Origin of the sequence: Pantoea phytobeneficialis (assembly GCF_009728735.1) — a bacterium.
GTDB lineage: Bacteria > Pseudomonadota > Gammaproteobacteria > Enterobacterales > Enterobacteriaceae > Pantoea > Pantoea phytobeneficialis.
The window spans coordinates 4,297,888-4,320,205 of the sequence record NZ_CP024636.1 but is presented as its reverse complement, the minus strand read 5'-3'; the positions used below and the strand labels follow the sequence as shown (position 1 = coordinate 4,320,205).

The 22,318-nt window shown below is 54.1% G+C and carries 19 protein-coding genes; 8 read left to right on the top strand and 11 right to left on the bottom strand.

The genetic code is table 11. The annotated features are described in order from the left end of the window. Positions 1–11: 11 nt before the first annotated feature. The 6 genes from mnmG to ravA all read right to left on the bottom strand — a co-directional run bounded on the left by mnmG (position 12) and on the right by ravA (position 8,649). Entirely contained in the window at positions 12–1,901 is a 1,890-nt protein-coding gene (gene mnmG, locus CTZ24_RS20115) for a tRNA uridine-5-carboxymethylaminomethyl(34) synthesis enzyme MnmG (RefSeq protein WP_021183626.1), read from the bottom strand. Between the two features lie 440 nt (positions 1,902–2,341). Beyond that, positions 2,342–2,782, bottom strand: a complete 441-nt coding sequence (mioC, locus tag CTZ24_RS20110) for an FMN-binding protein MioC (RefSeq protein ID WP_021183625.1) — start codon at positions 2,780–2,782, stop codon at positions 2,342–2,344. 156 nt (positions 2,783–2,938) lie between these two features. After that, positions 2,939–3,400 carry a transcriptional regulator AsnC gene (asnC, locus tag CTZ24_RS20105; RefSeq protein WP_013511092.1) on the bottom strand — a complete coding sequence of 154 codons (462 nt, stop codon included), beginning with the start codon at positions 3,398–3,400 and terminating at the stop codon, positions 2,939–2,941. 104 nt (positions 3,401–3,504) lie between these two features. Beyond that, positions 3,505–5,649 carry a 5-histidylcysteine sulfoxide synthase gene (gene ovoA / locus CTZ24_RS20100; RefSeq protein ID WP_208725601.1) on the bottom strand — a complete coding sequence of 715 codons (2,145 nt, stop codon included), beginning with the start codon at positions 5,647–5,649 and terminating at the stop codon, positions 3,505–3,507. A gap of 46 nt (positions 5,650–5,695) precedes the next feature. Beyond that, positions 5,696–7,156, bottom strand: coding sequence for an ATPase RavA stimulator ViaA (gene viaA, locus CTZ24_RS20095; RefSeq protein ID WP_021183622.1), 1,461 nt, complete (start codon positions 7,154–7,156; stop codon positions 5,696–5,698). Continuing rightward, positions 7,153–8,649, bottom strand: coding sequence for an ATPase RavA (ravA, locus tag CTZ24_RS20090; RefSeq protein ID WP_036625875.1), 1,497 nt, complete (start codon positions 8,647–8,649; stop codon positions 7,153–7,155). Before ravA ends, viaA begins: the two co-directional genes overlap by 4 nt. A 300-nt stretch (positions 8,650–8,949) precedes the next feature. On the opposite strand from ravA, the gene kup reads away from it, so the two are divergent. Beyond that, positions 8,950–10,818 carry a low affinity potassium transporter Kup gene (kup, locus tag CTZ24_RS20085; protein ID WP_021183621.1) on the top strand — a complete coding sequence of 623 codons (1,869 nt, stop codon included), beginning with the start codon at positions 8,950–8,952 and terminating at the stop codon, positions 10,816–10,818. Between the two features lie 18 nt (positions 10,819–10,836). On the opposite strand, the gene qseC is transcribed toward kup, so the two are convergent. Together qseC and qseB are read right to left on the bottom strand one after the other, a co-directional pair. Next, positions 10,837–12,168 carry a quorum sensing histidine kinase QseC gene (gene qseC, locus CTZ24_RS20080; RefSeq protein WP_208724450.1) on the bottom strand — a complete coding sequence of 444 codons (1,332 nt, stop codon included), beginning with the start codon at positions 12,166–12,168 and terminating at the stop codon, positions 10,837–10,839. Further along, a complete protein-coding gene (gene qseB / locus CTZ24_RS20075) occupies positions 12,165–12,827 on the bottom strand; it encodes a quorum sensing response regulator transcription factor QseB (RefSeq protein ID WP_208724449.1) in 663 nt (220 codons plus the stop codon). Before qseB ends, qseC begins: the two co-directional genes overlap by 4 nt. 181 nt (positions 12,828–13,008) lie before the next feature. On the opposite strand from qseB, the gene CTZ24_RS20070 reads away from it, so the two are divergent. After that, entirely contained in the window at positions 13,009–13,404 is a 396-nt protein-coding gene (locus CTZ24_RS20070) for a YgiW/YdeI family stress tolerance OB fold protein (protein WP_021183618.1), read from the top strand. A gap of 30 nt (positions 13,405–13,434) precedes the next feature. On the opposite strand, the gene CTZ24_RS20065 is transcribed toward CTZ24_RS20070, so the two are convergent. Continuing rightward, positions 13,435–14,190 carry a carbohydrate-binding protein gene (locus CTZ24_RS20065; RefSeq protein WP_208724448.1) on the bottom strand — a complete coding sequence of 252 codons (756 nt, stop codon included), beginning with the start codon at positions 14,188–14,190 and terminating at the stop codon, positions 13,435–13,437. 271 nt (positions 14,191–14,461) lie between these two features. Here CTZ24_RS20065 and rbsD point away from each other — a divergent pair, with 271 nt between their 5' ends. From rbsD to rbsR, 6 genes are all read left to right on the top strand, one after another. Then, positions 14,462–14,881: a D-ribose pyranase gene (gene rbsD, locus CTZ24_RS20060; protein ID WP_013511083.1), complete on the top strand. Its 420-nt coding sequence runs from the start codon at positions 14,462–14,464 to the stop codon at positions 14,879–14,881. 7 nt (positions 14,882–14,888) lie between these two features. Further along, positions 14,889–16,397, top strand: a complete 1,509-nt coding sequence (rbsA, locus tag CTZ24_RS20055) for a ribose ABC transporter ATP-binding protein RbsA (RefSeq protein WP_208724447.1) — start codon at positions 14,889–14,891, stop codon at positions 16,395–16,397. Beyond that, positions 16,394–17,365 carry a ribose ABC transporter permease gene (gene rbsC, locus CTZ24_RS20050; protein ID WP_021183615.1) on the top strand — a complete coding sequence of 324 codons (972 nt, stop codon included), beginning with the start codon at positions 16,394–16,396 and terminating at the stop codon, positions 17,363–17,365. Before rbsA ends, rbsC begins: the two co-directional genes overlap by 4 nt. 26 nt (positions 17,366–17,391) lie before the next feature. Further along, on the top strand, positions 17,392–18,267 hold the full coding sequence (gene rbsB / locus CTZ24_RS20045) for a ribose ABC transporter substrate-binding protein RbsB (protein WP_021183614.1): 876 nt from the start codon (positions 17,392–17,394) through the stop codon (positions 18,265–18,267). Positions 18,268–18,332: 65 nt separating this feature from the next. Next, a complete protein-coding gene (rbsK, locus tag CTZ24_RS20040; protein WP_208724446.1) occupies positions 18,333–19,262 on the top strand; it encodes a ribokinase in 930 nt (309 codons plus the stop codon). Positions 19,263–19,266: 4 nt separating this feature from the next. Continuing rightward, a complete protein-coding gene (rbsR, locus tag CTZ24_RS20035) occupies positions 19,267–20,259 on the top strand; it encodes a ribose operon transcriptional repressor RbsR (protein ID WP_367998811.1) in 993 nt (330 codons plus the stop codon). Here rbsR and mdtD read toward each other — a convergent pair. Beyond that, the gene (mdtD, locus tag CTZ24_RS20030; protein ID WP_208724445.1) at positions 20,256–21,659 is read right to left on the bottom strand and encodes a multidrug transporter subunit MdtD; all 1,404 of its coding nucleotides are present in this window, start codon (positions 21,657–21,659) and stop codon (positions 20,256–20,258) included. The two genes, rbsR and mdtD, sit on opposite strands and share 4 nt — an antisense overlap. A gap of 474 nt (positions 21,660–22,133) precedes the next feature. Beyond that, positions 22,134–22,318, bottom strand: a 185-nt coding sequence (locus tag CTZ24_RS26665) for a hypothetical protein (protein WP_209012098.1), incomplete at its 5' end; no start/stop codon positions are given.

Below are 22,318 nucleotides of genomic sequence, written 5' to 3'. Positions count from 1 at the left end.
CCCGTGGTAAATCATGCGCTTTTACGCAGCAGACCCTGTTTTTTCAGGTAAATCAGCAAAATGGAGATCGCAGCGGGCGTAATGCCTGAAATGCGAGATGCCTGGCCGATCGAACTGGGTTTGTGGTCGTTGAGTTTTGCGATCACTTCATTCGACAAACCACTCACCTGACGGTAATCAAGATCGGTGGGCAGTAACGTGTTTTCATTACGCTGCTGGCGATCAATTTCTTCCTGCTGGCGGGCAATGTAACCTTCGTATTTCACCTGGATCTCAACCTGCTCAGCGGCCTGTTCATCCGCCAGCGCCGGGCCATAGCTGTTAAGTGACGTCAGCAATGCGTAAGTCATTTCCGGGCGACGCAGTAAATCTTCACCGCTGGCTTCTTTCGTTAGCGGTGCGCTGAGAATACTGTTCACTTCCGCCACGTTTTCTGATTTCGGATGCACCCACTGATCGCGCAGACGCTGGCGTTCCAGCTCAATCGCTTCCAGTTTCTGGTTGTAACGCGCCCAACGCGCATCATCCACCAGACCCATTTCGCGACCGGCTTCGGTCAGACGCAGATCGGCGTTGTCTTCACGCAGCATCAGACGATATTCAGCACGGGAGGTAAACATACGGTAGGGTTCTTTCGTCCCCAGCGTACACAGATCGTCAACCAACACCCCCATATAAGCCTGATCGCGACGCGGTGCCCAACCATCTTTGTCCGCAGACTGACGGGCGGCGTTCAGACCAGCCAGTAACCCCTGGGCTGCCGCTTCTTCATAACCGGTGGTGCCGTTGATCTGGCCGGCAAAGAACAGACCCTGGATATATTTACTTTCCAGCGTCGGTTTCAAATCGCGAGGGTCGAAGAAATCATACTCGATGGCATAACCCGGACGGACAATCTTCGCGTTTTCCAGACCTTTCATTGAACGGACGATTTGCATCTGCACATCAAATGGCAGACTGGTCGAGATACCGTTCGGGTAAATTTCGTTGCTGGTCAGTCCTTCCGGCTCCAGGAAGATCTGATGTGCGTTACGATCGGCAAAGCGCATGACTTTGTCTTCGATCGACGGGCAATAACGCGGGCCGATCCCTTCGATCACCCCGGCATACATCGGGCTGCGATCGAGGTTGTTGCGGATCACATCATGCGTTTGTTCGTTGGTATAGGTGATCCAGCACGGTACCTGCTGCGGATGCTGCGACACATTGCCCATGAACGAAAACACCGGCATCGGGTTGTCGCCATGCTGCGGAGCCAACTGGCTAAAGTCGATGGTGCGAGCATCAATGCGCGGCGGGGTACCGGTTTTCAAACGGCCTACGCGCAGAGGCAGAGCTCGCAGACGTTTTGACAGCGGGATAGATGGCGGATCACCCGCACGGCCACCGCTGTAGTTGTCCATACCGATATGAATTTTGCCGTCAAGGAAGGTCCCAACGGTCAGCACCACGGTTTTGGCACGAAACTTCAGACCCATTTGGGTCACAGCACCGACCACGCGATCATTTTCCACAATCAGATCATCAACCGCCTGCTGGAAGATCATCAGGTTAGGCTGATTCTCCAGCGCGGTACGTACTGCCTGACGATAAAGCACACGGTCTGCCTGAGCACGGGTCGCGCGAACCGCCGGGCCTTTGCTGGCGTTTAGTATCCTAAACTGGATGCCTGCTTTGTCGATTGCCGTTGCCATCAAACCGCCGAGGGCATCCACTTCCTTCACCAAGTGTCCTTTGCCGATGCCACCGATCGCCGGGTTACAGGACATTTGTCCAAGCTTATCAATGTCATGGGTGAGTAACAGGGTTTGCTGACCCATTCGGGCAGCGGCCATTGCGGCTTCTGTGCCCGCATGACCACCACCAATTACGATGACGTCAAAAGGATCTGGATAAAACATGAAGTGGTACCTCGTTAAGATTCGGACAGGGATCATTGCCCTGGGCGGTGGATTCTACTGAAATTCTGTCTGCGGTGAAAGCCGTGGGATCCTGGGGTTTAAAAGAAAGGATCTTTATTCTTTGAATGATCTTCCTGTTAGATCTCTTATTAGGATCGTCGCTCTCTGTTGATAACCCGGAAAAACAGTTATTCAACAGCAGGTTGCTCAGGATCGTTTGCTGTGAATGATCGGTGATCCAGATCCGTATAAGCTGAGATCAAAAGCGGGACTTACCCACAGCTCAGAAAAGCATCATTGGTTGTTCTTGGGATAACTACCGGTTATACGCATGAATTAAGCTATGTTATCCACAGGGTATAGGAAAATAAAAAGCATAAAACAGCGGAATACTCTGGGGATCGCCCTGATTTCACGATCCCCAACCGGTCTGGATCGTCTTATAACTGCGTTTTCCAGCTCGCGACCCACACTTCAGCCGGATCTTCCGGAATTTCATGTTCCAGTACGTCGATCTCCAGACGATCACCAATCCGTTTGGCACCGAGCTGGTTCAGTTGATCTTCCAGCAGCTTGATCGCGCCACAGAACAGATCGTATTCATGGTTACCAATGCCCACTGCACCATAACGCACGCCTGAGAGATCCGGTTGCGTCTCTTTTAAGGCTTCATAGAAAGGCAGCAGGTTATCTGGCAGCTCACCGGCACCGTGCGTGGAAGTCACAATCAGCCAGATACCTTCCTGAGGCACCTCATCTAACTCCGGTCCATGCAGCATCTCGGTTGAGAAGCCTGCTTCCTGAAGTTTTTCTTCCAGATGTTCGGCGACATATTCGGCGCTGCCAAGGGTACTGCCACTGATTAAGGTAATATCGGCCATGATGCTCTCCGGAACTCAAAGGCGAGCATTGTACGCTGTGATCAAGTCGTGATCCACCTGTGGAAAACAGGGTTAATAATAGAAAGCATTGGCTGGCAAGCGGCAACCCAGGCGAGATCCGCCTGGGATAAGTTTGTGCACAATAAAAGAAGGGGATCAGGGTTTGATGGTGCGCATAATCGGATTTTGCAGAGAAATCAGGGTCTCGGTGGACTGGATTTCGTCGATGGTCTGGATCTTGTTGATCAGTACCTGTTGCAAGGCATCGATGGAACGACACATCACTTTAATAAAGATGCTGTAGTGGCCGGTGGTGTACCAGGCTTCGACCACTTCATCCAGCGCTTCCAGCTTACTCAGCGCGGCGGGGTAGTCACGGGCGCTTTTCAGGATAATACCAATGAAGCAGCAGACATCGAAGCCAAGCTGGCGTGGATCTATCTCGACCCGCGTACCGAGGATTATCCCAGCCTGGCGCATCTTCTCGACGCGAACGTGGATGGTACCCGGGCTGACATTGAACTGTTTCGCCAGCTCGGCGTAGGCTGTGCGCGCATTCTCCAGCAGCGCATTTAAGATGCCGCGATCGAGATTATCCAGCTGCACATGTTCCGCCATATCCTTCCCTCTTCAATTGGTCTTCAGTGAACTGAGGAGAATGTGCAGCAAAATTACCGATCAGGCAAGGTGCAGACAGCGGGGCTGCCGCTGTCTGCACGCTTTTAACGCTTACGCCACAGCGTGACCTGCGCCAGCGTATGCTGGAACTTGCGTGACGTTTCACGGATGACGAAAGGTACATCCTGAGGCGCCGCGATCTCGTCGAACGCATCACGCAGCAGGCGTTGCAGCGTCTGCCTGGTTGTCAGCGCTTCACCGTTTTCACGCACGCCACCCAACCAGTTCTCCTTCGGTGTAAATTCCTCCAGCCAGGTGTAGGGCGATGACAGCACCAGCACGCCACCTGAGCGGATCATCGGGGTGATATCTTGCAGGAAGCGTTTCGGCTGACGCAGGCGATCAAGCAGATTCGACGCCAGCACCAGATCGTAACGATCCGGCTGTTGCTTGAGATTACAGGCATCGCCCTGCACAAAATGAATGCGTTGTGCCTGCTCATCACCCAGATCGAACTCTTTCAGACGTACCTGGCGATACTCCACCAGCTCACCCTCTTCGGGCACCACATAACGGAAATCCTCGCCGGAGGTCAGCTGCAAGGCCACATCAATAAAGCGCGCTGAGTAATCCATGCCAACCACCTGTGCAAAATGGCGCGCCAGTTCAAAGCTGGCACGGCCGGTGGCACAACCGATATCCAGTGCCTGACCACGGTTGGTGCAGTGCGGCAACAGTAGCGATACCAGGTTTTCAGCATAATTTGGTACGCCGAAGTAGCGCGGTCCGTACTGAAAATCGAGATACTGCGACACCATACTGTCAGTTTCATACGGGTTCAGCGTCATGGTTTCCTGATGTGAAGAAACCACATAGCGGAAACCCGCATGCTGGAAGAAGTGGCGGCGGAAAGCGTAGCGCGATGATTTCAGCGCCTCGTTGCCGGTCGATATCCAACTGCCACCTTTGATCAGGGCATGTTTGCCATCAAAGGTGGGTGTGGAGAAATCGTCATACAGCGGATGGACCTTAAAGCCTTCGAAACCGTTGGTTGGCGTGGTGGTCCACTGCCAGACGTTGCCGACAATATCGAAAAACTCGCCCTGCGCGAAGTGATCCACCGGGCAGGAGGACGCCCAGTATGCCAGGTTGATGTTGCCCGGCGCATTGATCCAGTCTGGCTGATCGCCACTGACGAACTCACGCAGTTGCATCCACTCCGCTTCGCACGGTAGCTGGATCGCTTTGCCTGTCTCTTCTGTCAGCCAGCGACAAAATGCCGCCGCTTCCAGTTGGTTAACCTCAGCGGGCCAGTCCCACGGCATCGCCACTTCTTCGGTCATCAGACGCAGTTTTAGCTGATCGGGTTGCTGAATATCACCGACCCAGAAAGTGGGCATGTCTGCTTCTGCGAATGCACGCCAGCCCCAACCCTCGTCATCCCACCAGCGTCGTTCCTGATAGCCGCCCGCTGCGACAAAGTTGAAATATTCCGCATTGCTGACCAGCATTTTGCTGGCTTTAAACGGTTTGAGTTCGGTCAGTTGACTGCCGTATTCGTTATCCCAGCCATAGGTATCGTCGGTTTTACCTTGCTGCACACGGCCACCGGGCATCGCAATCAAAGCATTAGCGGGAACGTTGTGGCGATCATGTCTGGCCTGTGGACATATCGGCCAGTGCGCCTGTGGCTGCACCCATTCAATCGGCAACTGGCGCATCAATACGCTGGAGGTTTCCAGATGGATACGTTCATGTTCGATACCCATCAGGATCACCCACGCCGGGCTATCCCAGTCGATGGGAAGTTCCAGCGGCATGGTCTGGATAAACTCACTGACCAGGGTTTTGACTTTGCCGCGATAATCACGCACTTCCGCCACCGTTGGCCAGGCGTAATGGCTGTCGTCGAGATCATCCCAGCTCATTTCATCCACACCGATCGCCATCATCGCTTCGATACGATCGTCAACGCGGTGATCAAGATAGCGACCCGCCATCAGCTTATTGATATAGAAAGTGGCGGTGTGGCCAAAATAGAAGATCAGCGGATGGCGCAGCGAAATTGCTTTATTAAACCAGGCACGTTCATCAGCGAGGCAGTCGAACAGGCTTTCGTACAGTGTCCAGGTTTGCAGAAAGTAATCCAGCAGTTCGGCGCGTTTTTGTTCTGTATTCTGGCCGGAAAGTCGCAGCGTGCGGGTTGGTGTTGGCAAGGCGGTGGTCACGATATGCTCCAGTTTGCTCAGCGAAGTAACTTATCACTATAGCAAATAAGCATTTCCGTCAGATGAATTAGCGTTTCCAGCGGCGCAGCAGGCGGCTTTTCAGTCCGGTATCGAAGCGCCAGATATGATCGAAGATGCGCAGAATCCCCGGTTTGCCATGAACTGACATCGCCACTGCATGGAAACGCTGTTGATGATAGCGCTGGCGTTGTTTAACGGCGTTGACGATCTCCTCCGGCAAGCGTTGGGCGATAAAATCGGAGACGATCACCGCATCGGCTTCCTGCCACAGGCTACCTTCCATGCGTGCCACAACGGCGGCCAGACAGGCTGCCAAATCGGTACCGCCACGAAAGCGCTGACTGAGGAAGCGCACCGCCTGCTCAATACCGTTATCCGCCGTCAGCTCATAACCGATCACCTCATGGGCAAACAGCATGATGTAGCAGCGACGTTTATCCGCTAGCGCCACTTTCAGCAGCGCCAGACAAAAGGCTTTGGCGCAACGTTCATTGAAGCCGCCCATCGAACCGGAGGTATCAACGCAGACGATAAACGGGCCACGCGGCTGTTCTTCATGGTGTTGATGACTGACCGGCCGCAGGGAAACTTTTTCATGCCAGGCGTCGCCTTGCAGGCGATAGGTCAACAGGCGTTTTTCCACCAGGCGGCGATAAAATTCCAGCTCCAGCTCGCTGATACTAAGCGTTGCCAGCTCAGGCGGGAGTAGGCGCAGCACATCATCGCTCTGATGGATACCGCTAACCTCTTCCGGCACGTTATCCGGCTCACGCACCAGTTGGTGAAATTCTTCCAGTGGCGCATCCTGAGACGGCACCGCTTTCGCTTCGCGGCTCCGTCCCAGTTGTTGTGCCAGTTTCATCAGTTCGGGCTGTTGAGCGAGAAAATCACCGTACTGCACGATCAATTCATAGTCGCCATGCTGGAGTGGCGCTTTGCTCATATCCCACAAGCGTCCGGCGGCCGCTTCATCGTCATCGGTGAGAATGGGGGCGAGTTGCCCGCTTAGCGCCATGCGTTGTTGCAGTTCGGCCATCAAACGTTCGCGCTGCTGTTCCAGCAATTGCTGATTAAGCGTCAGGGTCTGTAACGTCAGGCTGAGACGCCAACGTTGCAGGAACAAGGTATGTTGCGCGTTGCTGAATTGCTCGCTGTCGGTATGCAACAGCAATTTGCTGGCTTCTTCGATAAACGGTGATGGCAGGTTTTTCAGTTGGCTGATGATGGCGGGTAATTGCTGGTTGAATTCATGCTGGCTAAGCAACTGCGCCTGTTGAAAGAGCTGAAACTCCTGCGCCAGGGCTTCCGGCACCGCCGTGGTTTTCATCTCTTCGACGATTTCGGAGCGCCAGCGCGGCAGATCGCGCATCATGGCCTGCTTAAGGCGTGGGAATTTCTCAAAGAACATCGCCAGCTGCGGCGACGCCAGCAGCGCCAGAATTAACTCTTCGATCAGTTCTGTTTCACCGATCGACAGCAGCGTGCTCAGCGTCTCCAGCGAAATCATTTACGCGCCTGTTTCATCTGTTCCGCCACATCTTGCAGGCTGGTTTCAATGCGCGCCAGCCAGTCATCGCTGATAAACAGGCAGCGCTGATGTTGGCTGAACAGCGTACGCTGGGCGCGCAGTTGATTATCCAGGGCGTCAAATTCATCAACGATTTCCTGCGGTAGCTCATTGCTGGCGCTGACGCCGGGTAACGTCAGACGCGTTGCCTGAAGGCTGACATCACGTAATGTCAGGCAATGATGTGCGTCCACCAGCAGGTCGAGCGTTTGCGCAAAGCCAATGCCGTTGAGCTTGCCACGCACCTCGCCGCCTTTCACAAGCCATTGATTCAGCGCTTCACGACTGATCAGCACATGGCTGACCTGCATATCATGCAGCATCAACGGTTGTTGCAACATGAGCGTCAACTGCTCGTCATTTAGCGTGGCAGGCAATTCGTAGTGGGGCTTGCGGCTGAACATGCCGCTGTGCTTCTCCAGCGTTAGCGCCTGTGCCACGCTTTGCTGCTGTTGTAGCGCCAGACGGCGCGCTTTGATCTGCTGGAGTTTCATCAGCATCGGTTGTTGTTGCCAGGCGTGTTGCGTCATTAATGCATCGATTTCGCGATCCAGCAGCTTCATCGAGGTGACGTCATGCCACAGGCAATCTTTCAGCAGAATCAAATCCAGCGGGGCAATGGCGGCACGGCCACTGTAGAACGCACTGGCCTGCAACAAATGAATGGCTTTTTTCCAGCGACGGTCGGAGATATAAGGCGCATCGGGGAGATTTTCCAGTTGCTGACGCAACTGATAGATCAGCTCAAACACATGGTCCGGCAGGCTCACCTGACTGATGCCTTGCTGCCACTGGTGGTACTCTTCATCGCTGATACACAGCGATTCGGCCACCGGATTGACGCTTTCATCCTGCTGGTGGGTCAGCATGCTGCGGAAGTTCTGCTTTTCGTGCACGTTATCCAGCCACAGCCGAATTAGCATACGGTCATACAAGGCTTCCAACCCACTGTCGGCTTCCGGCAATTCGTTGGAGGCGGTGACCAGCAGGCGCATTGGAATCTTGTCTTCACTGTCGCCATTGCGGAAACGCCGTTCGTTGATGGCGGTAAGCAGGGTATTCAGAATCGCCGGGCCGGCTTTCCAGATCTCATCGAGGAAGACGATTTCGGCATCCGGCAGATAGCCTTTGGTCAGACGTTGATAGCGACCTTCATCTTTTAATGCCTGGATAGAAAGGGGGCCAAATACTTCTTCGGGAGTGGAGAAACGCGTCATCAGGTATTCAAACGCGCGGGCATGCTGGAAAGCGTACTTCAGGCGGCGGGCAATCAGGCTTTTGGCAATGCCAGGTGGCCCGAGCAAAAAGACGCTTTCGCCACTCAGCGCGGCCAGCAGGCAGAGGCGAATCGCATGATGCCGTTCATACAACCCTTTTTCCAGGGCGTTGCTCAGGCGAGAAATTCTTTCTGCCAAAAGATGGGGTTGAGCCATAATCACATCATTGTCCTTCTGATCCTGGTGCCATCGCATTCTGGCGAGCGCATTACTCTACTGATTATCATGCGTGAAAGCGTTGATAGCCGTCAGCTTTTTTGTTTCAGAAGGTTGAAGCGAGGCTACCCGCCTGTTCCGGCGCATTTTTGCCGGATTTTGCAGCGAAAAACCGCGTCGCTCGCGCCATGTTGTATGTTTGTAAGGGTAGGTTTTTTTGGGAATATGTGCATACTGTGCGCTTTTTGATGGCCAGAGCGGTCGGCAACCGCCTGATCGACTCCAACAAAAGATAACTCTATGAGCTCGGAAAACAAGCAGTCCCTTGGTGCTGTCACGCTGGCCGCAATCGGCGTGGTCTATGGCGATATTGGTACCAGTCCACTTTATACCTTGCGCGAATGTCTCTCCGGCCAGTTTGGTTTTGGCGTGGAACGTGAAGCGGTCTTTGGCTTCCTTTCCCTTATTTTCTGGCTACTGATCCTGGTGGTGTCGCTGAAATACATCAGCTACGTGATGCGCGCCGATAACGCCGGTGAGGGCGGGATCCTGACGCTGATGTCGCTGGCCGGGCGTAATACCGGTGCCCGAGCCACCGCGATTCTGGTGATCATGGGATTGATTGGCGGTAGCTTCTTCTATGGCGAGGTGGTGATCACCCCGGCGATTTCGGTGATGTCAGCAATTGAAGGTCTGGAGATTGCTGCGCCTTCGCTCGACCCCTGGATTGTCCCTTTGTCGATCACGGTGCTGACGCTGCTGTTTATGATCCAGAAGCACGGCACAGGGATTGTCGGTAAGTTGTTTGCCCCGGTGATGCTGCTGTGGTTTATCGTACTGGCGGTGCTCGGTGCCAACAGCATCATCAAAAACCCGGAAGTGTTGCAGGCGCTCAACCCGTCACATGCGGTGAACTTCTTCCTGCATTATAAAACCATCTCTTTCTTTGCTCTCGGCGCGGTGGTGTTATCAATTACCGGGGTGGAAGCGCTGTATGCCGATATGGGGCACTTCGGCAAGCTGCCGATTCGCCTGGCATGGGTCGCTGTGGTTCTGCCGTCGCTGGTGCTGAACTATTTTGGTCAGGGCGCGTTGCTGCTGGCGCATCCGGAAACCATTAAAAACCCGTTCTTCCTGCTGGCCCCCGATTGGGCGCTGATTCCGTTGTTGATCCTCGCCACGCTGGCGACGGTGATTGCCTCGCAAGCGGTGATTTCCGGCGTGTTCTCGTTAACGCGTCAGGCGGTGCGTCTCGGCTATCTGCCGCCGATGCGTATTATTCACACCTCTGAGATGGAGTCCGGCCAAATCTATGTGCCGGTCATCAACTGGCTGCTCTATTTCGCGGTGTTGATTGTTATCGTCAGCTTCGAACACTCCAGCAACCTCGCGGCGGCATACGGTATCGCGGTGACCGGTACTATGGTGCTGACCACCATTCTTTCCTGCACTGTGGCGATCAAAAACTGGCACTGGAATAAAATTGCCGTCAGTTTCATTCTGGTGGCAATGCTGTGTATCGATGTCTCGCTGTTCTCTGCCAACCTGGTGAAAATCTTCTCCGGCGGTTGGTTGCCGCTGTGTCTGGCGCTGGTGATGTTTATCGTCATGACCACCTGGAAAAGCGAGCGTTTCCGTCTGCTGCGCCGTATGCATGAACACGGCAATTCGCTTGAGGCGATGATTGCCTCGCTGGAGAAATCGCCGCCGGTGCGAGTTCCTGGTACCGCAGTGTATATGTCGCGTGCATTGAACGTGATTCCGTTTGCGATGCTGCACAATCTCAAACATAACAAGGTGTTGCATGAACGCGTGGTGCTGCTGACCTTGCGTACCGAAGATGCGCCTTATGTACATAACGTACGACGTGTGACGATTGAACAGCTGTCGCCCACGTTCTGGCGCGTGGTAGCCAGCTACGGCTGGCGTGAAACGCCTAATGTGGAAGAGATTTTCCATCGTTGTGGGCTGGAAGGGCTGAACTGCCGCATGATGGAAACCTCGTTCTTTATGTCACATGAATCGCTGATAATTGGCGATCGTCCGTGGTATCTGCGTCTGCGCGGTAAGTTGTTCCTCGCCCTGCAACGCAATGCGCTGCGCGCACCGGATCAGTTTGAAATCCCTCCTAATCGGGTGATTGAGCTGGGAACCCAGGTCGAAATTTAATGTTGTTGTGCGCGTCCGTTACCAGCTTAGCGTGACGCGCAACCCCCCTGCTTCTCTCTGACTGAATGCTACGCGGATAGCGTGCAGTTGCGCGATATTCTTCACAATCGACAGCCCCAGCCCACTGCCGGTTTGCGTTTGTCCCGGAGGACGCCAGAAACGTTCGCCCAGGCGTGTTAATGCCTCATCACTTACCCCTGGGCCATTATCATCGATAGTCAGGGTTCGAGCGGTCAGGTTCACCGTTACCTGCCCTCCGTCAGGGGTATAACGCAGCGCGTTATCCAGCAGATTGCGCAGCATTAAAGCCAGCAGAAGCTGATGACCGTTCATCACCGGTTGGAATGTCGTGTGTAACTGCAAATCGATATGTTTCTGTTCAGCCTGGGGAAAATGCTCGGCTAACACGCTTTGCAGCAGCGGGGCCAGGGCGGTTGGCTGGAATTCACTGCGCAGATCATCCGCCTCCACTCTGGAGAGCGTCAGCAGTTGATCCACCAGCCGGGTGGCACGCAGGATCCCGGTATCCAGTTGTTGTAGCGCCCGTTTGCGTACGATCTCATCGTCATCTGCCAGTTGGATCACTTCACTCTGCACCCGCAGCGCCGCCAGTGGGCTGCGCAACTCATGAGCTGCATCGGAGGTGAAGCGGCGTTCACGCTGCACCAGATCCGCCATGCGGCTGAACAAACCATTCAATGCCAGTACCAGCGGTTGGACTTCTTTTGGCAGGCGCGCCAGGGGTAACGGTGTGTCATCATCGGCTGCGCGCTGGTGGAGTGAGGCGGTGAGGCGTTTTAACGGGCGCAGTTCAAACCACACCAGCGCCAGCAGCAGTGCCAGCATAAAAGGCAGTGCAATCAGCCACGGCACAATGCTGCTTTGTGCCAAATCGCTGGTCATATCGTCGCGGTAATCCCACTCCTGTCCCACCACTACGCGATAGCGTTGATCGGGTGACGTCAGCCACAGCAGACGCCAACTGTCATCATCACCGCGCAGGTGTCCATTGCGAAAACCATCGCGTCCATCCGCAAACTGCAAATCACGACCCTTTTCGCCATCATTGAGCAGCAACTTGCCATCACCACTAAAAATGGCGAAAGCCAGCGCGTCATCATCCTGTTTACCGCGATGATGGTTCAGTAATGCCTTGTTTTTCGGCAGAGTGACGTTTTGCAGCGTGGCGGGTTCGAGCGCCAGCAGGCGCTTGGCAAACAGCATTTGCTGGGTATCAAACAGTTCATTGACGGTTTCGCGTGTCTGATGCCAGGCGCTCAGGCTGGCGCTGCCCCAGCACAGCATGATCAACAAGATAAAACCGATGGCGAGCCGCAGGAACAGACTCATTCTGCCGCTCCCAACGTATAACCGACGCCATGCACGGTACGGATAAACTGGCTGCCGAGCTTTTTACGCAGATGATGGATATGCACCTCGACAGCATTGCTGGAGACATCGTCATCCCAGCTATAGAGTTTTTCCTCCAGCTGGCTGCGTGTCAGGACCCGGCCGGGATTACGCAGGAACAGTTCCAGCAACGCCAGTTCACGGCTTTTCAGGGGGAGCGGTTCGCCAGCAACCAGTACGCTGTGGCTGGCAGGAGACATTACCACCTTGCCATGACGCAGCTCCGGCTGTAGCTGACCATGACGCCGACGAATCAGTGCCTCCAGGCGTGCAGCTACTTCGGTCAGGGCAAAAGGTTTGCCAAGATAGTCATCCGCGCCCAGTTGCAAACCCTGAACCCGCTGATCGAGCGCATCGCGTGCTGTGAGGATCAATACCGGTACATCCTGACCTTGCTGACGCCATTGGCGCAGAATATCGAGTCCATCTCGTTCCGGCAGTGACAAATCCAGAATCACTGCATCCCAGGGGGCGGAGTTCAACGCCTGAAATCCAGCTTCACCTGAAACCAGCCAGTCCACGCTGAAACCGAGTTTGGTCAGGCCGACTTTGAGGCCGTCGCCAATCAAGGTGTCGTCTTCAATCAATAAAATCCGCATGTATGCGCCTCCCTTTAGCCTGGAGTTATACGAAGCAGAAGCGTTCATGTACAGGAGAAATCACGACATTTGACCTGATTTTCACGAATTTTAATAAATTGATCGGCCTTAAGATCCTGTTAAGAACCTTATGTTGAAATAGCCCCCGTATTCCGCACATTCATGGAGAAGAGGTGAAAATATGAAAAAGCATGCAGCACTTTTCGCAATCGTTGCACTGGCTTCCATGCCGGTTCTGGCGGCACAGCAGGGTGGATTTGTTGACCCGAATGCGCCGGCGGTACAAAGTCACTCCGGTGGCTTTCAGGCTGGTAACACCAGTGTCGTGACGGTTAAGCAGGCTGAGGAGATGAAGGACGATAGCTGGATCACCGTGCGTGGTTATCTGGATAAGCAAATCGGCAAAGAGGATTATCTGTTCCGCGATGATACCGGCACCATGAAGGTCGAAATCGATCACAAACGCTGGGACGGGCAAACCATTTCGCCAAAAGATCGCGTTGAGTTAACCGGTGAGTTGGATAAGGATTTCAACGCCATTGAACTGGACGTGAAACAGGTCAGAAAACTCCCCTGATAATCTGGCGGGGCTGCTCCGGCAGCCCGCTTATAATTCCAGCCAGACGGAATGTTCTCCTGGCGTATTCCCCTGCGTCCAGTACGCCGCTTTCCAGGCTTTTCCCTGCCAGCTGACTTTATCTTTGCGGGAATAAGACATTGATTTGTTCCATTCCCGCAGCTGCTCCGGATCTGCAAACTTCCAGCCTGCGCCATTAGCGGGTGTAGATTGTGTCCATTTTGTCGCGATGTACTTAATCCCGGCGAAGGTGACCTTATCTCCCGCCATATAAGTGTTTTCTTCACCCCAGTCGGGAAATTCAGTGGGTTTAGCCAGATTTTCCTCAACGGATGAATACAACGGGGAAATGGCGGTCATGGTGACTTGCCGGGTATCGGTGTTGCCATCTTTGTCCGTTACGCTGACTTCATAAACTGCAATGCCGGTATGGTTTGCCGGGACCAGCGCTGTTGCTTTCGCCTGATTAACCTCGGTTCTCCATCCTCCCCCCGGTTTTTCCTGCAACCAGAAGACACCCTTTCCTTCTGCTACTCGCCAACGGAAAGAGACAGCATTCTGACTTGCAGAAGCATCCAGTTCATACAGGACGGATTCTTCTGCTGAACTTGTAACACTAAAATCGGCAGAAGCGATGGCGACAGGGCTTGTTGTGGCGTAATTGGGTGTTATGTCCCCCTCATTGGCATAAGCGGCGGCCACCAGTGAAACGGTAATCAGGCTGGTGAGTGCTTTTAATTTAAAATCCATTAGCTTCGATCCTTCGATTCCTGCGTTGTTATCCATGACAAATACACATTTCGTTACCTCTGAAAAAACTTAACATAAGGATGAGAAGGGAATTTCTTCTGACTGCGTGGGGTATTTCTCTTCTTCATTGTGAAAATTCTTATGCTGTTGTCAGCGGAGGTTGATTTATTCCTCGCCTAACTCAAATATTTTCTGGCACAAGCGAAACGTTTCGATGGTGATCACATTTCCGTGATGCCGCCATTGAGTTGCTATGCATTTTTTATACACTCCGGTCAGCGAAACGTTTCGCTGTGGAGTGGAAGAAATGAAAAAAGGTCGCTTGTTAAACGCTGAAATCTCTCATGTGATTGCCCGTCTGGGACACACGGATACGCTGACGATTGCCGATGCGGGTTTACCCATTCCTGTGGGGCCGCAACGTATTGATCTGGCGCTGACGCCGGGTACGCCCGAGTTTTTACAGGTTGTTGAGGTGGTCACTCAGGAGATGCAGGTTGAGAGCGCCCTGATGGCGGAAGAGATTAAGCAGTTCAACCCGCAGCTCCATAGCGCACTGCTCGCCGTGCTCGATGCCTTGCAGCGACACCAGGGAAATACCATCGCTATTCGTTACACCAGTCATGAACAGTTCAAACAACAGACTCAGCGTAGTCAGGCGGTCATTCGCAGCGGAGAGTGCTCTCCGTATGCGAATGTCATCCTGAGCGCGGGCGTTACCTTCTGAGGCCGCTATGCAACCGTTATTGCAACTCAAAGGGATTGAAAAGTCATTTCCCGGTGTGAAAGCGCTGAAAGGGGCTTCACTGGCCGTCTGGCCTGGTCGGGTGATGGCGCTGGTGGGAGAAAATGGTGCCGGTAAATCCACCATGATGAAAGTGCTGACCGGTATTTACAGCATGGATGCCGGATCGCTGCATTGGCTGGGTAAAGAAACCACGTTCTCCGGGCCAAAAGCGTCTCAGGAAGCGGGCATTGGCATCATTCATCAGGAACTTAACCTGATCCCGCAATTGACGGTGGCGGAGAACATCTTCCTTGGCCGCGAATTTGTGAACCGTTTTGGCCGCATTGAGTGGAAAAAGATGTATGCCGAGGCGGATGCGCTGTTAGCGCGTCTGAACCTGCGTTTTAACAGCCATAAGCTGGTGGGTGATTTGTCGATTGGCGACCAGCAGATGGTGGAGATCGCTAAGGTTCTCAGCTTTCAGTCGCGCGTCATCATCATGGATGAGCCGACGGATGCGCTGACCGATACCGAAACCCTGTCATTGTTCCGCGTGATCAATGAGTTGAAAGCGCAGGGTTGCGGCATTGTCTACATTTCCCACCGCATGAAAGAGATCTTTGAGATTTGCGATGACGTCACGGTGTTCCGTGACGGTCAGTTTATTGCCGAACGTCCAGTCAGCGAGCTGAGTGAAGAGAGCCTGATTGAGATGATGGTCGGACGCAAGCTGGAAGAACAATACCCGCATCTTGACCAGGCTCCGGGTGCCGTGCGTTTGCAGATGGAAAACCTGAGCGGACCGGGAGTACATGACGTTAGCTTTAACCTGCGTAAAGGCGAAATTCTGGGCGTTTCCGGCCTGATGGGCGCGGGGCGTACCGAACTGATGAAGCTGTTATATGGCGCACTGCCACGTAGCGGCGGAAAAGTCACGCTGGATGGTCGTGATGTGGTGACGCATGCGCCACAGGATGGTCTGGCAAATGGCATCGTCTATATCTCCGAAGACCGCAAACGCGACGGTCTGGTGCTGGGCATGTCGGTAAAAGAAAACATGTCCCTGACCGCGCTGCGCTACTTCAGTCGGGGTAATGGCAGCCTGAAACACGCGGAAGAACAGTTGGCGGTGGGCGATTTTATCCGCCTGTTCAATGTGAAAACCCCGTCGATGGAGCAGCCGATCGGCCTGCTTTCTGGCGGTAATCAGCAAAAAGTGGCGATTGCCCGTGGGCTGATGACGCGACCGAATGTCTTGATCCTTGATGAACCGACGCGCGGTGTGGACGTTGGGGCAAAAAAAGAGATTTATCAGTTAATTAACCAGTTTAAAGCCGATGGGCTGAGCATCATCCTGGTGTCGTCCGAAATGCCGGAAGTTCTGGGCATGAGCGATCGCATTCTGGTGATGCATGAAGGCCATCTGAGTGGCGAATTTACCCGTGAGCAGGCTACCCAGGAATCCCTGATGGCAGCGGCAGTCGGTAAGCAACACAGCGAGGAGTTAGTTGTATGAGTACCCAAACCTTACCCGCCAGCCGTCGCTGGTTCAGCAAAGCCTGGTTGCTGGAGCAAAAATCGCTGATTGCGCTGATTGTGCTGATCGCCGTGGTCGCCAGCCTAAGCCCGAATTTCTTCACCGTCGCCAACTTGTTCAACATCCTGCAACAGACCTCGGTCAACGCCATTATGGCGGTGGGAATGACGCTGGTGATCCTGACCTCTGGTATCGATCTGTCCGTTGGCTCGCTGCTGGCGTTGACCGGCGCGGTGGCCGCCTCGATTGTGGGGCACGAAGTTAATGCGCTGGTGGCGGTAGCGGCTGCGCTGGCATTGGGTGCCTTGATTGGCGGCATCACCGGCACCATTGTGGCACGCGGCAAAGTGCAGGCGTTTATCGCCACCCTGGTGATGATGCTGCTGCTGCGTGGCGTCACTATGGTTTACACCGACGGCAGCCCAATTAATACCGGCTTTAGCGACAACGCCGACCTGTTTGGCTGGTTCGGTATTGGTCGCCCTCTGGGCATCCCGACCCCGGTATGGTTGATGGCGGTGGTGTTCGCGCTGGCCTGGTACATGCTGCATCACACGCGTCTGGGGCGTTATATCTACGCGCTGGGTGGCAATGAAGCGGCCACGCGTTTGTCTGGTATCAACGTTAACCGCGTCAAAATTATCGTCTATTCACTGTGCGGCATGTTGGCGGCGCTGGCGGGCACCATTGAGGTAGCGCGTCTTTCATCAGCGCAGCCGACAGCGGGCACGGGTTATGAACTGGATGCGATCGCCGCTGTGGTGTTGGGCGGTACCAGCCTGGCGGGTGGTAAAGGTCGTATCATGGGGACGCTGATCGGGGCATTGATTCTCGGCTTCCTGAACAACGGCCTCAATCTGTTAGGTGTCTCCTCTTACTATCAAATGATTGTAAAAGCAGTGGTAATTCTGCTGGCAGTGCTGGTGGATAACAAAAGCAGTAAATAACTCTGACCTTCACACAGGATGAATTCATGAAAAAGTTAACCGCATTGGCCGTCATTCTTGGCGCCACTCTGAGTGCCAGCGCGATGGCGAAGGATACTATCGCTCTGGTGGTTTCTACCCTGAACAACCCGTTCTTTGTGGCGCTGAAAGATGGCGCACAGAAAGAAGCCGACAAGCTGGGTTATAACCTGGTGGTGCTGGACTCGCAGAACAACCCGGCGAAAGAGCTGGCGAACGTGCAGGACCTCACCGTGCGTGGCACCAAACTGATGCTGATTAACCCTACCGACTCTGATGCCGTAGGCAACGCCGTGAAGATGGCGAACCAGGCGAATATTCCGGTGATCACCCTCGACCGCGTAGCGTCACAGGGCAAGGTGGTGAGTCATGTGGCATCTGACAACCGCTTTGGCGGCAAAATGGCGGGTGACTTCATTGCGAAAAAACTGGGTGATGGCGCGAAAATCATCGAGTTGCAGGGTATTGCCGGTACGTCAGCGGCGCGTGAGCGCGGTGATGGCTTCAAACAGGCTGCCGATGCACATAAATTCAATATCCTCGCCAGCCAGCCAGCGGATTTTGACCGTACCAAAGGTCTGAACGTGATGCAGAACCTGTTGCAGGCGCATCCGGATGTGCAGGCTGTATTCGCACAGAACGACGAAATGGCGCTGGGCGCACTGCGCGCACTGCAAACCGCCGGTAAAACCGATGTGGTGGTGGTGGGCTTTGACGGCACCGCTGACGGTGTAAAAGCGGTAGAAGCCGGTAAACTGACTGCGACCGTTGCGCAGATGCCTGACAAGATTGGTATCATCGGCGTAGAGACTGCGGATAAAGTATTGAAAGGTGAAAAAGTGCAGGCGATCAACCCGGTCGATCTGAAACTGGTTACCAAATAACACGCGAAGAAAAGCAGGGCAACGCGCCACCATTGAGGTGGCGCAACTTTGATGGATCACTCCCTATGAGCAAAAGCGCAAAACTGGCCGTACTTGGCAGCATCAATGCCGATCACATCCTTAACCTCGCCCACTTTCCACGTCCGGGCGAAACGGTGATCGGGAAACAGTATCAGATTGCCTTTGGCGGCAAAGGGGCTAATCAGGCGGTAGCAGCCGGGCGCGCAGGTGCCGATATCGCCTTTATTGCCTGTGTGGGCGCTGATGATATTGGCGAGCGTATCCGCCAGCAGCTGCAACAGGACCGAATTGATACCGCGCCGGTGGAAACCGTAGCGGATGAAGCCACCGGTGTGGCGATGATCTTCGTGAATGGCGAAGGTGAAAACAATATCGGCATCTATTCCGGTGCCAATGCGGCGTTAACGCCTGCCTGCGTTGATCGCCATCAACAGGTGATCGCGGATGCAGATGCGTTGTTGATGCAACTGGAATCGCCGCTGGAAAGCGTGCTGGCGGCGGCGAAAATCGCCAAAGCGCAGCAGACGCAGGTGATTCTTAATCCGGCTCCTGCCACGCATCTTTCCGATGAATTGCTGGCGCTGATTGATGTCATCACGCCGAACGAAACCGAAGCGGAAATTCTCACCGGCATCGCAGTGAAAAGCGATGAAGATGCGGCGCGTGCAGCGGCGGCATTGCACAGCAAAGGTATTCAGACGGTGTTGATTACGCTGGGCCGTCGCGGTGTCTGGTTGAGCGAGAAAGGCGAGGGTGTACGCATTCCTGGCTTTAGCGTACAGGCTGTCGACACCATCGCGGCTGGCGATACCTTCAATGGCGCGTTTATTACCGCCCGTCTGGAAGGTGTCTTGATGCATGATGCGGTACGTTTCGCGCATGCGGCGGCGGCTATTGCCGTTACGCGCCCAGGCGCTCAGCCCTCGGTGCCGTGGCGTACCGAGATTGATGCCTTCCTGCAACAACAGGGCTAAGCGTTTGGCTACCATGAAAGATGTCGCCCGTCTCGCGGGCGTCTCCACCTCCACCGTTTCACACGTCATTAATAACAATCGCTTTGTTAGCGAGCAGGTGCGTGAAAAGGTGGAGCAGGCCATCCGTTCCCTGAATTACGCCCCATCTGCCCTCGCACGTAGCCTGAAAATAAATCAGACACGCACCATTGGTATGCTCCTGACGGCCAGCAATAACCCCTTCTATTCCGAAGTGGTGCGCGGCGTTGAGAACAGTTGTTATGAGCGTGGCTACAGTTTGATTCTGTGTAACACCGAAGGTGATGAGGAGCGCATGAATCGCAGCCTGGAAACGCTGTTGCAAAAGCGCGTTGATGGCCTGCTGATCATGTGTACGGAAACCCACCTGCCCTCGGCGGATATTCTGAATCGCTATCCGTCGATTCCGATGGTGATGATGGATTGGGCACCGTTTGAAGGGCGTGGCGACATTATTCAGGATAACGCGCTGCTGGGCGGTGAGATGGCCACCCAGCATCTGATCGATCGTGGCTATCGTCGTATTGCCTGCATTGCCGGGCCGCTGGATAAAACCCCGGCGCGACTGCGTCTGGATGGCTTCCAGAAAGCAATGTCCAACAGTGGATTGCCGGTGCTGCCGGGCTACGTCGTTGATGGTGACTTTGAGTTTCAGGGTGGTTTTAACGCCATGAATCAGTTGCTGACGCTGGATCCGCTGCCGGAAGCGGTCTTTACCAGCAATGATGCGATGGCTGTGGGTGTCTACCATGCGCTGTTTCAGGCTGGTCTGCGCGTACCGCAGGATATTGCGGTGATGGGATACGACAACATTGAATTGGCGCGTTATCTCACGCCGCCGTTAAGCACCGTCCATCAGCCAAAGGATGAGTTGGGAGAGCTGGCGATTGATACCCTGATTCATCGCATGAGCGATCCCGACGCCAGTCAGCAAACGCTGGTCCTGACGCCGGAGCTGGTGGAGCGCGGTTCGGTTTAAGCGCTTTTCTTCTTTTTATCGCGGTTAGTGATCAAATGGCGGCCATCGCCATTGCGCAGCAACATAAAGGTAAACGCGGCCAGTACCGTGATCACCCCCATCGTCAGGAAGGTGGCATGGAAATGTTGTACCGTGGTGCCGTCAAATTCCTGATAAAAGCGCAACACGGCGGCACTCACCGCCACCCCAAAGCTGATGGACAGTTGCTGCGTTACCGCCAGCACGCTATTGCCACCGCTGGCGTTCTCATCATTCAGATCCGCCAGGGTGATGGTGTTCATCGCCGTGAACTGTGTCGACATTGCCATTCCCAGCACAAACAACGCCAGCAGCAGCAATAACACACTTCCTCCTGGCGTTTGCAGCGAGAAGGAGGCAATCAGGAAGCCGATAATGACCGAAATACCGACCAGCGTGTGGCGATAACCAAAGCGTCGCAAGACTTGGGTAACGGTGGATTTCGCCAGTAACGAACCGATGGCGGTCGGCCCCATCATGCAACCGGCGATAATCGCGGGATAACCAAAGCCAACCTGCAACATCAACGGCATCAGAAAGGGAATACAACCAGTTCCAAGACGTGAGGCGATATTGCCAATGATGCCGATGGAAAAGGTGCGGGTTTTAAACATCGGCAAACTGATCAACGGTGCCGGATGGCGGCGCGCATGTACTATATAAAGAAGCAACAACAATACACCGGTAAACAGGACGGCGGTTGCCTGCCAGGGCGACACAATACGTTCGCCGAACAGTTCGATGCCAATCGAGATCAACACTAAACCTACGCCAAATAACACAAAGCCGCCAAAGTCGAAGCGGCGTTTGGGTGTCGTGAAATCCGGCATGTACTTGCGCGCATAAAAGATACCAAGCAGGCCGATGGGAATGTTAATCAGGAAAATCCAGTGCCAACTGGCATAGGTGACCAGCAAGCCGCCGAGCATGGGACCGAGTATCGGCCCAACCAGACCGGGCATGGTGACAAAGTTGAGAACCGGCAGTAATTCACTGCGTGGATAGGCTCGCAGCAACGCCAGTCGCGCAACGGGCATCATCATGGCTCCGCCAATCCCCTGCACCACGCGCGAAATTACCAGCAGGCTCAGGCTGCCAGACAAGGCGCAGGCCAGTGAACCGAGGGTAAACAGGGTTACTGCAAGGATAAAGATTTTGCGTGTACCGAAGCGATCTGCCAGCCAGCCGCTGACAGGAATTAGCATCGCTACGGTCAGTGTGTAGCTGATAACGGCGGATTGCATGGCAAGGGGAGAGCGTTGGAGGCTGGTCGCAATGGCAGGGAGCGCGGTGTTGAGGATAGTGGCATCAAGCGATTGCATGAAAAATGCCATAGCGGCGATCCAGGGCAAACCGGCCATACTGCGCGCGGAGCGAATCATTTAAAGTCCTTCTTTAATAAAATTCTGTCTGCAGCAGGGGAAAAACTGCGATTGGACCAACAGGATAGCACTTACGTTTGAGGCCATTACGATGATTTGTGCCGAGAGGGCGGCGCTTTTGGCTGTTTCTTCATCGCAAAATGCCTGTTTTTAAATCGTTCGTATAAAAAAGTAGCGCTCAGTCAATTTTTTGCAATAAACGCTTGTCAGTCAGAATTATCTCCCTATAATGCGCCTCCACTGACACGGCAAAGCGGCAACGCAGACGGTCAGCGAGGGACGAAGTGATTCATCCCGCCAGAGAAAAATCTCGAAAAAGAGATTGACTCTGAAGGAGGAAAGCGTAATATACGCCACCTCGCGACAGACGGTTAACCCGCTGNTCGCACTGCTCTTTAACAATTTATCAGACAATCTGTGTGGGCACTCGCAGGATTGATATCAAAAGTCTACGGACTTAAAAAATATCAAGTCTCAAGAGTGAACACGTAATTCATTACGAAGTTTAATTCTTTGAGCATCAAACTTAAATTGAAGAGTTTGATCATGGCTCAGATTGAACGCTGGCGGCAGGCCTAACACATGCAAGTCGAACGGTAGCACAGAGGAGCTTGCTCCTTGGGTGACGAGTGGCGGACGGGTGAGTAATGTCTGGGGAT

Excerpts from the sequence above, each read along its gene's own strand:
- rbsC (WP_021183615.1), top strand. The coding sequence starts at position 16,394 with ATGAGTACCCAAACCTTACCCGCCAGCCGTCGCTGGTTCAGCAAAGCC.
- ravA (WP_036625875.1), bottom strand. The coding sequence starts at position 8,649 with ATGGCTCAACCCCATCTTTTGGCAGAAAGAATTTCTCGCCTGAGCAAC.
- rbsD (WP_013511083.1), top strand. The coding sequence starts at position 14,462 with ATGAAAAAAGGTCGCTTGTTAAACGCTGAAATCTCTCATGTGATTGCC.
- qseC (WP_208724450.1), bottom strand. The coding sequence starts at position 12,168 with ATGAGTCTGTTCCTGCGGCTCGCCATCGGTTTTATCTTGTTGATCATG.
- qseB (WP_208724449.1), bottom strand. The coding sequence starts at position 12,827 with ATGCGGATTTTATTGATTGAAGACGACACCTTGATTGGCGACGGCCTC.
- mdtD (WP_208724445.1), bottom strand. The coding sequence starts at position 21,659 with ATGATTCGCTCCGCGCGCAGTATGGCCGGTTTGCCCTGGATCGCCGCT.
- rbsB (WP_021183614.1), top strand. The coding sequence starts at position 17,392 with ATGAAAAAGTTAACCGCATTGGCCGTCATTCTTGGCGCCACTCTGAGT.
- mioC (WP_021183625.1), bottom strand. The coding sequence starts at position 2,782 with ATGGCCGATATTACCTTAATCAGTGGCAGTACCCTTGGCAGCGCCGAA.
- CTZ24_RS20070 (WP_021183618.1), top strand. The coding sequence starts at position 13,009 with ATGAAAAAGCATGCAGCACTTTTCGCAATCGTTGCACTGGCTTCCATG.
- rbsK (WP_208724446.1), top strand. The coding sequence starts at position 18,333 with ATGAGCAAAAGCGCAAAACTGGCCGTACTTGGCAGCATCAATGCCGAT.
- kup (WP_021183621.1), top strand. The coding sequence starts at position 8,950 with ATGAGCTCGGAAAACAAGCAGTCCCTTGGTGCTGTCACGCTGGCCGCA.
- mnmG (WP_021183626.1), bottom strand. The coding sequence starts at position 1,901 with ATGTTTTATCCAGATCCTTTTGACGTCATCGTAATTGGTGGTGGTCAT.
- rbsA (WP_208724447.1), top strand. The coding sequence starts at position 14,889 with ATGCAACCGTTATTGCAACTCAAAGGGATTGAAAAGTCATTTCCCGGT.
- asnC (WP_013511092.1), bottom strand. The coding sequence starts at position 3,400 with ATGGCGGAACATGTGCAGCTGGATAATCTCGATCGCGGCATCTTAAAT.
- CTZ24_RS20065 (WP_208724448.1), bottom strand. The coding sequence starts at position 14,190 with ATGGATAACAACGCAGGAATCGAAGGATCGAAGCTAATGGATTTTAAA.
- viaA (WP_021183622.1), bottom strand. The coding sequence starts at position 7,156 with ATGATTTCGCTGGAGACGCTGAGCACGCTGCTGTCGATCGGTGAAACA.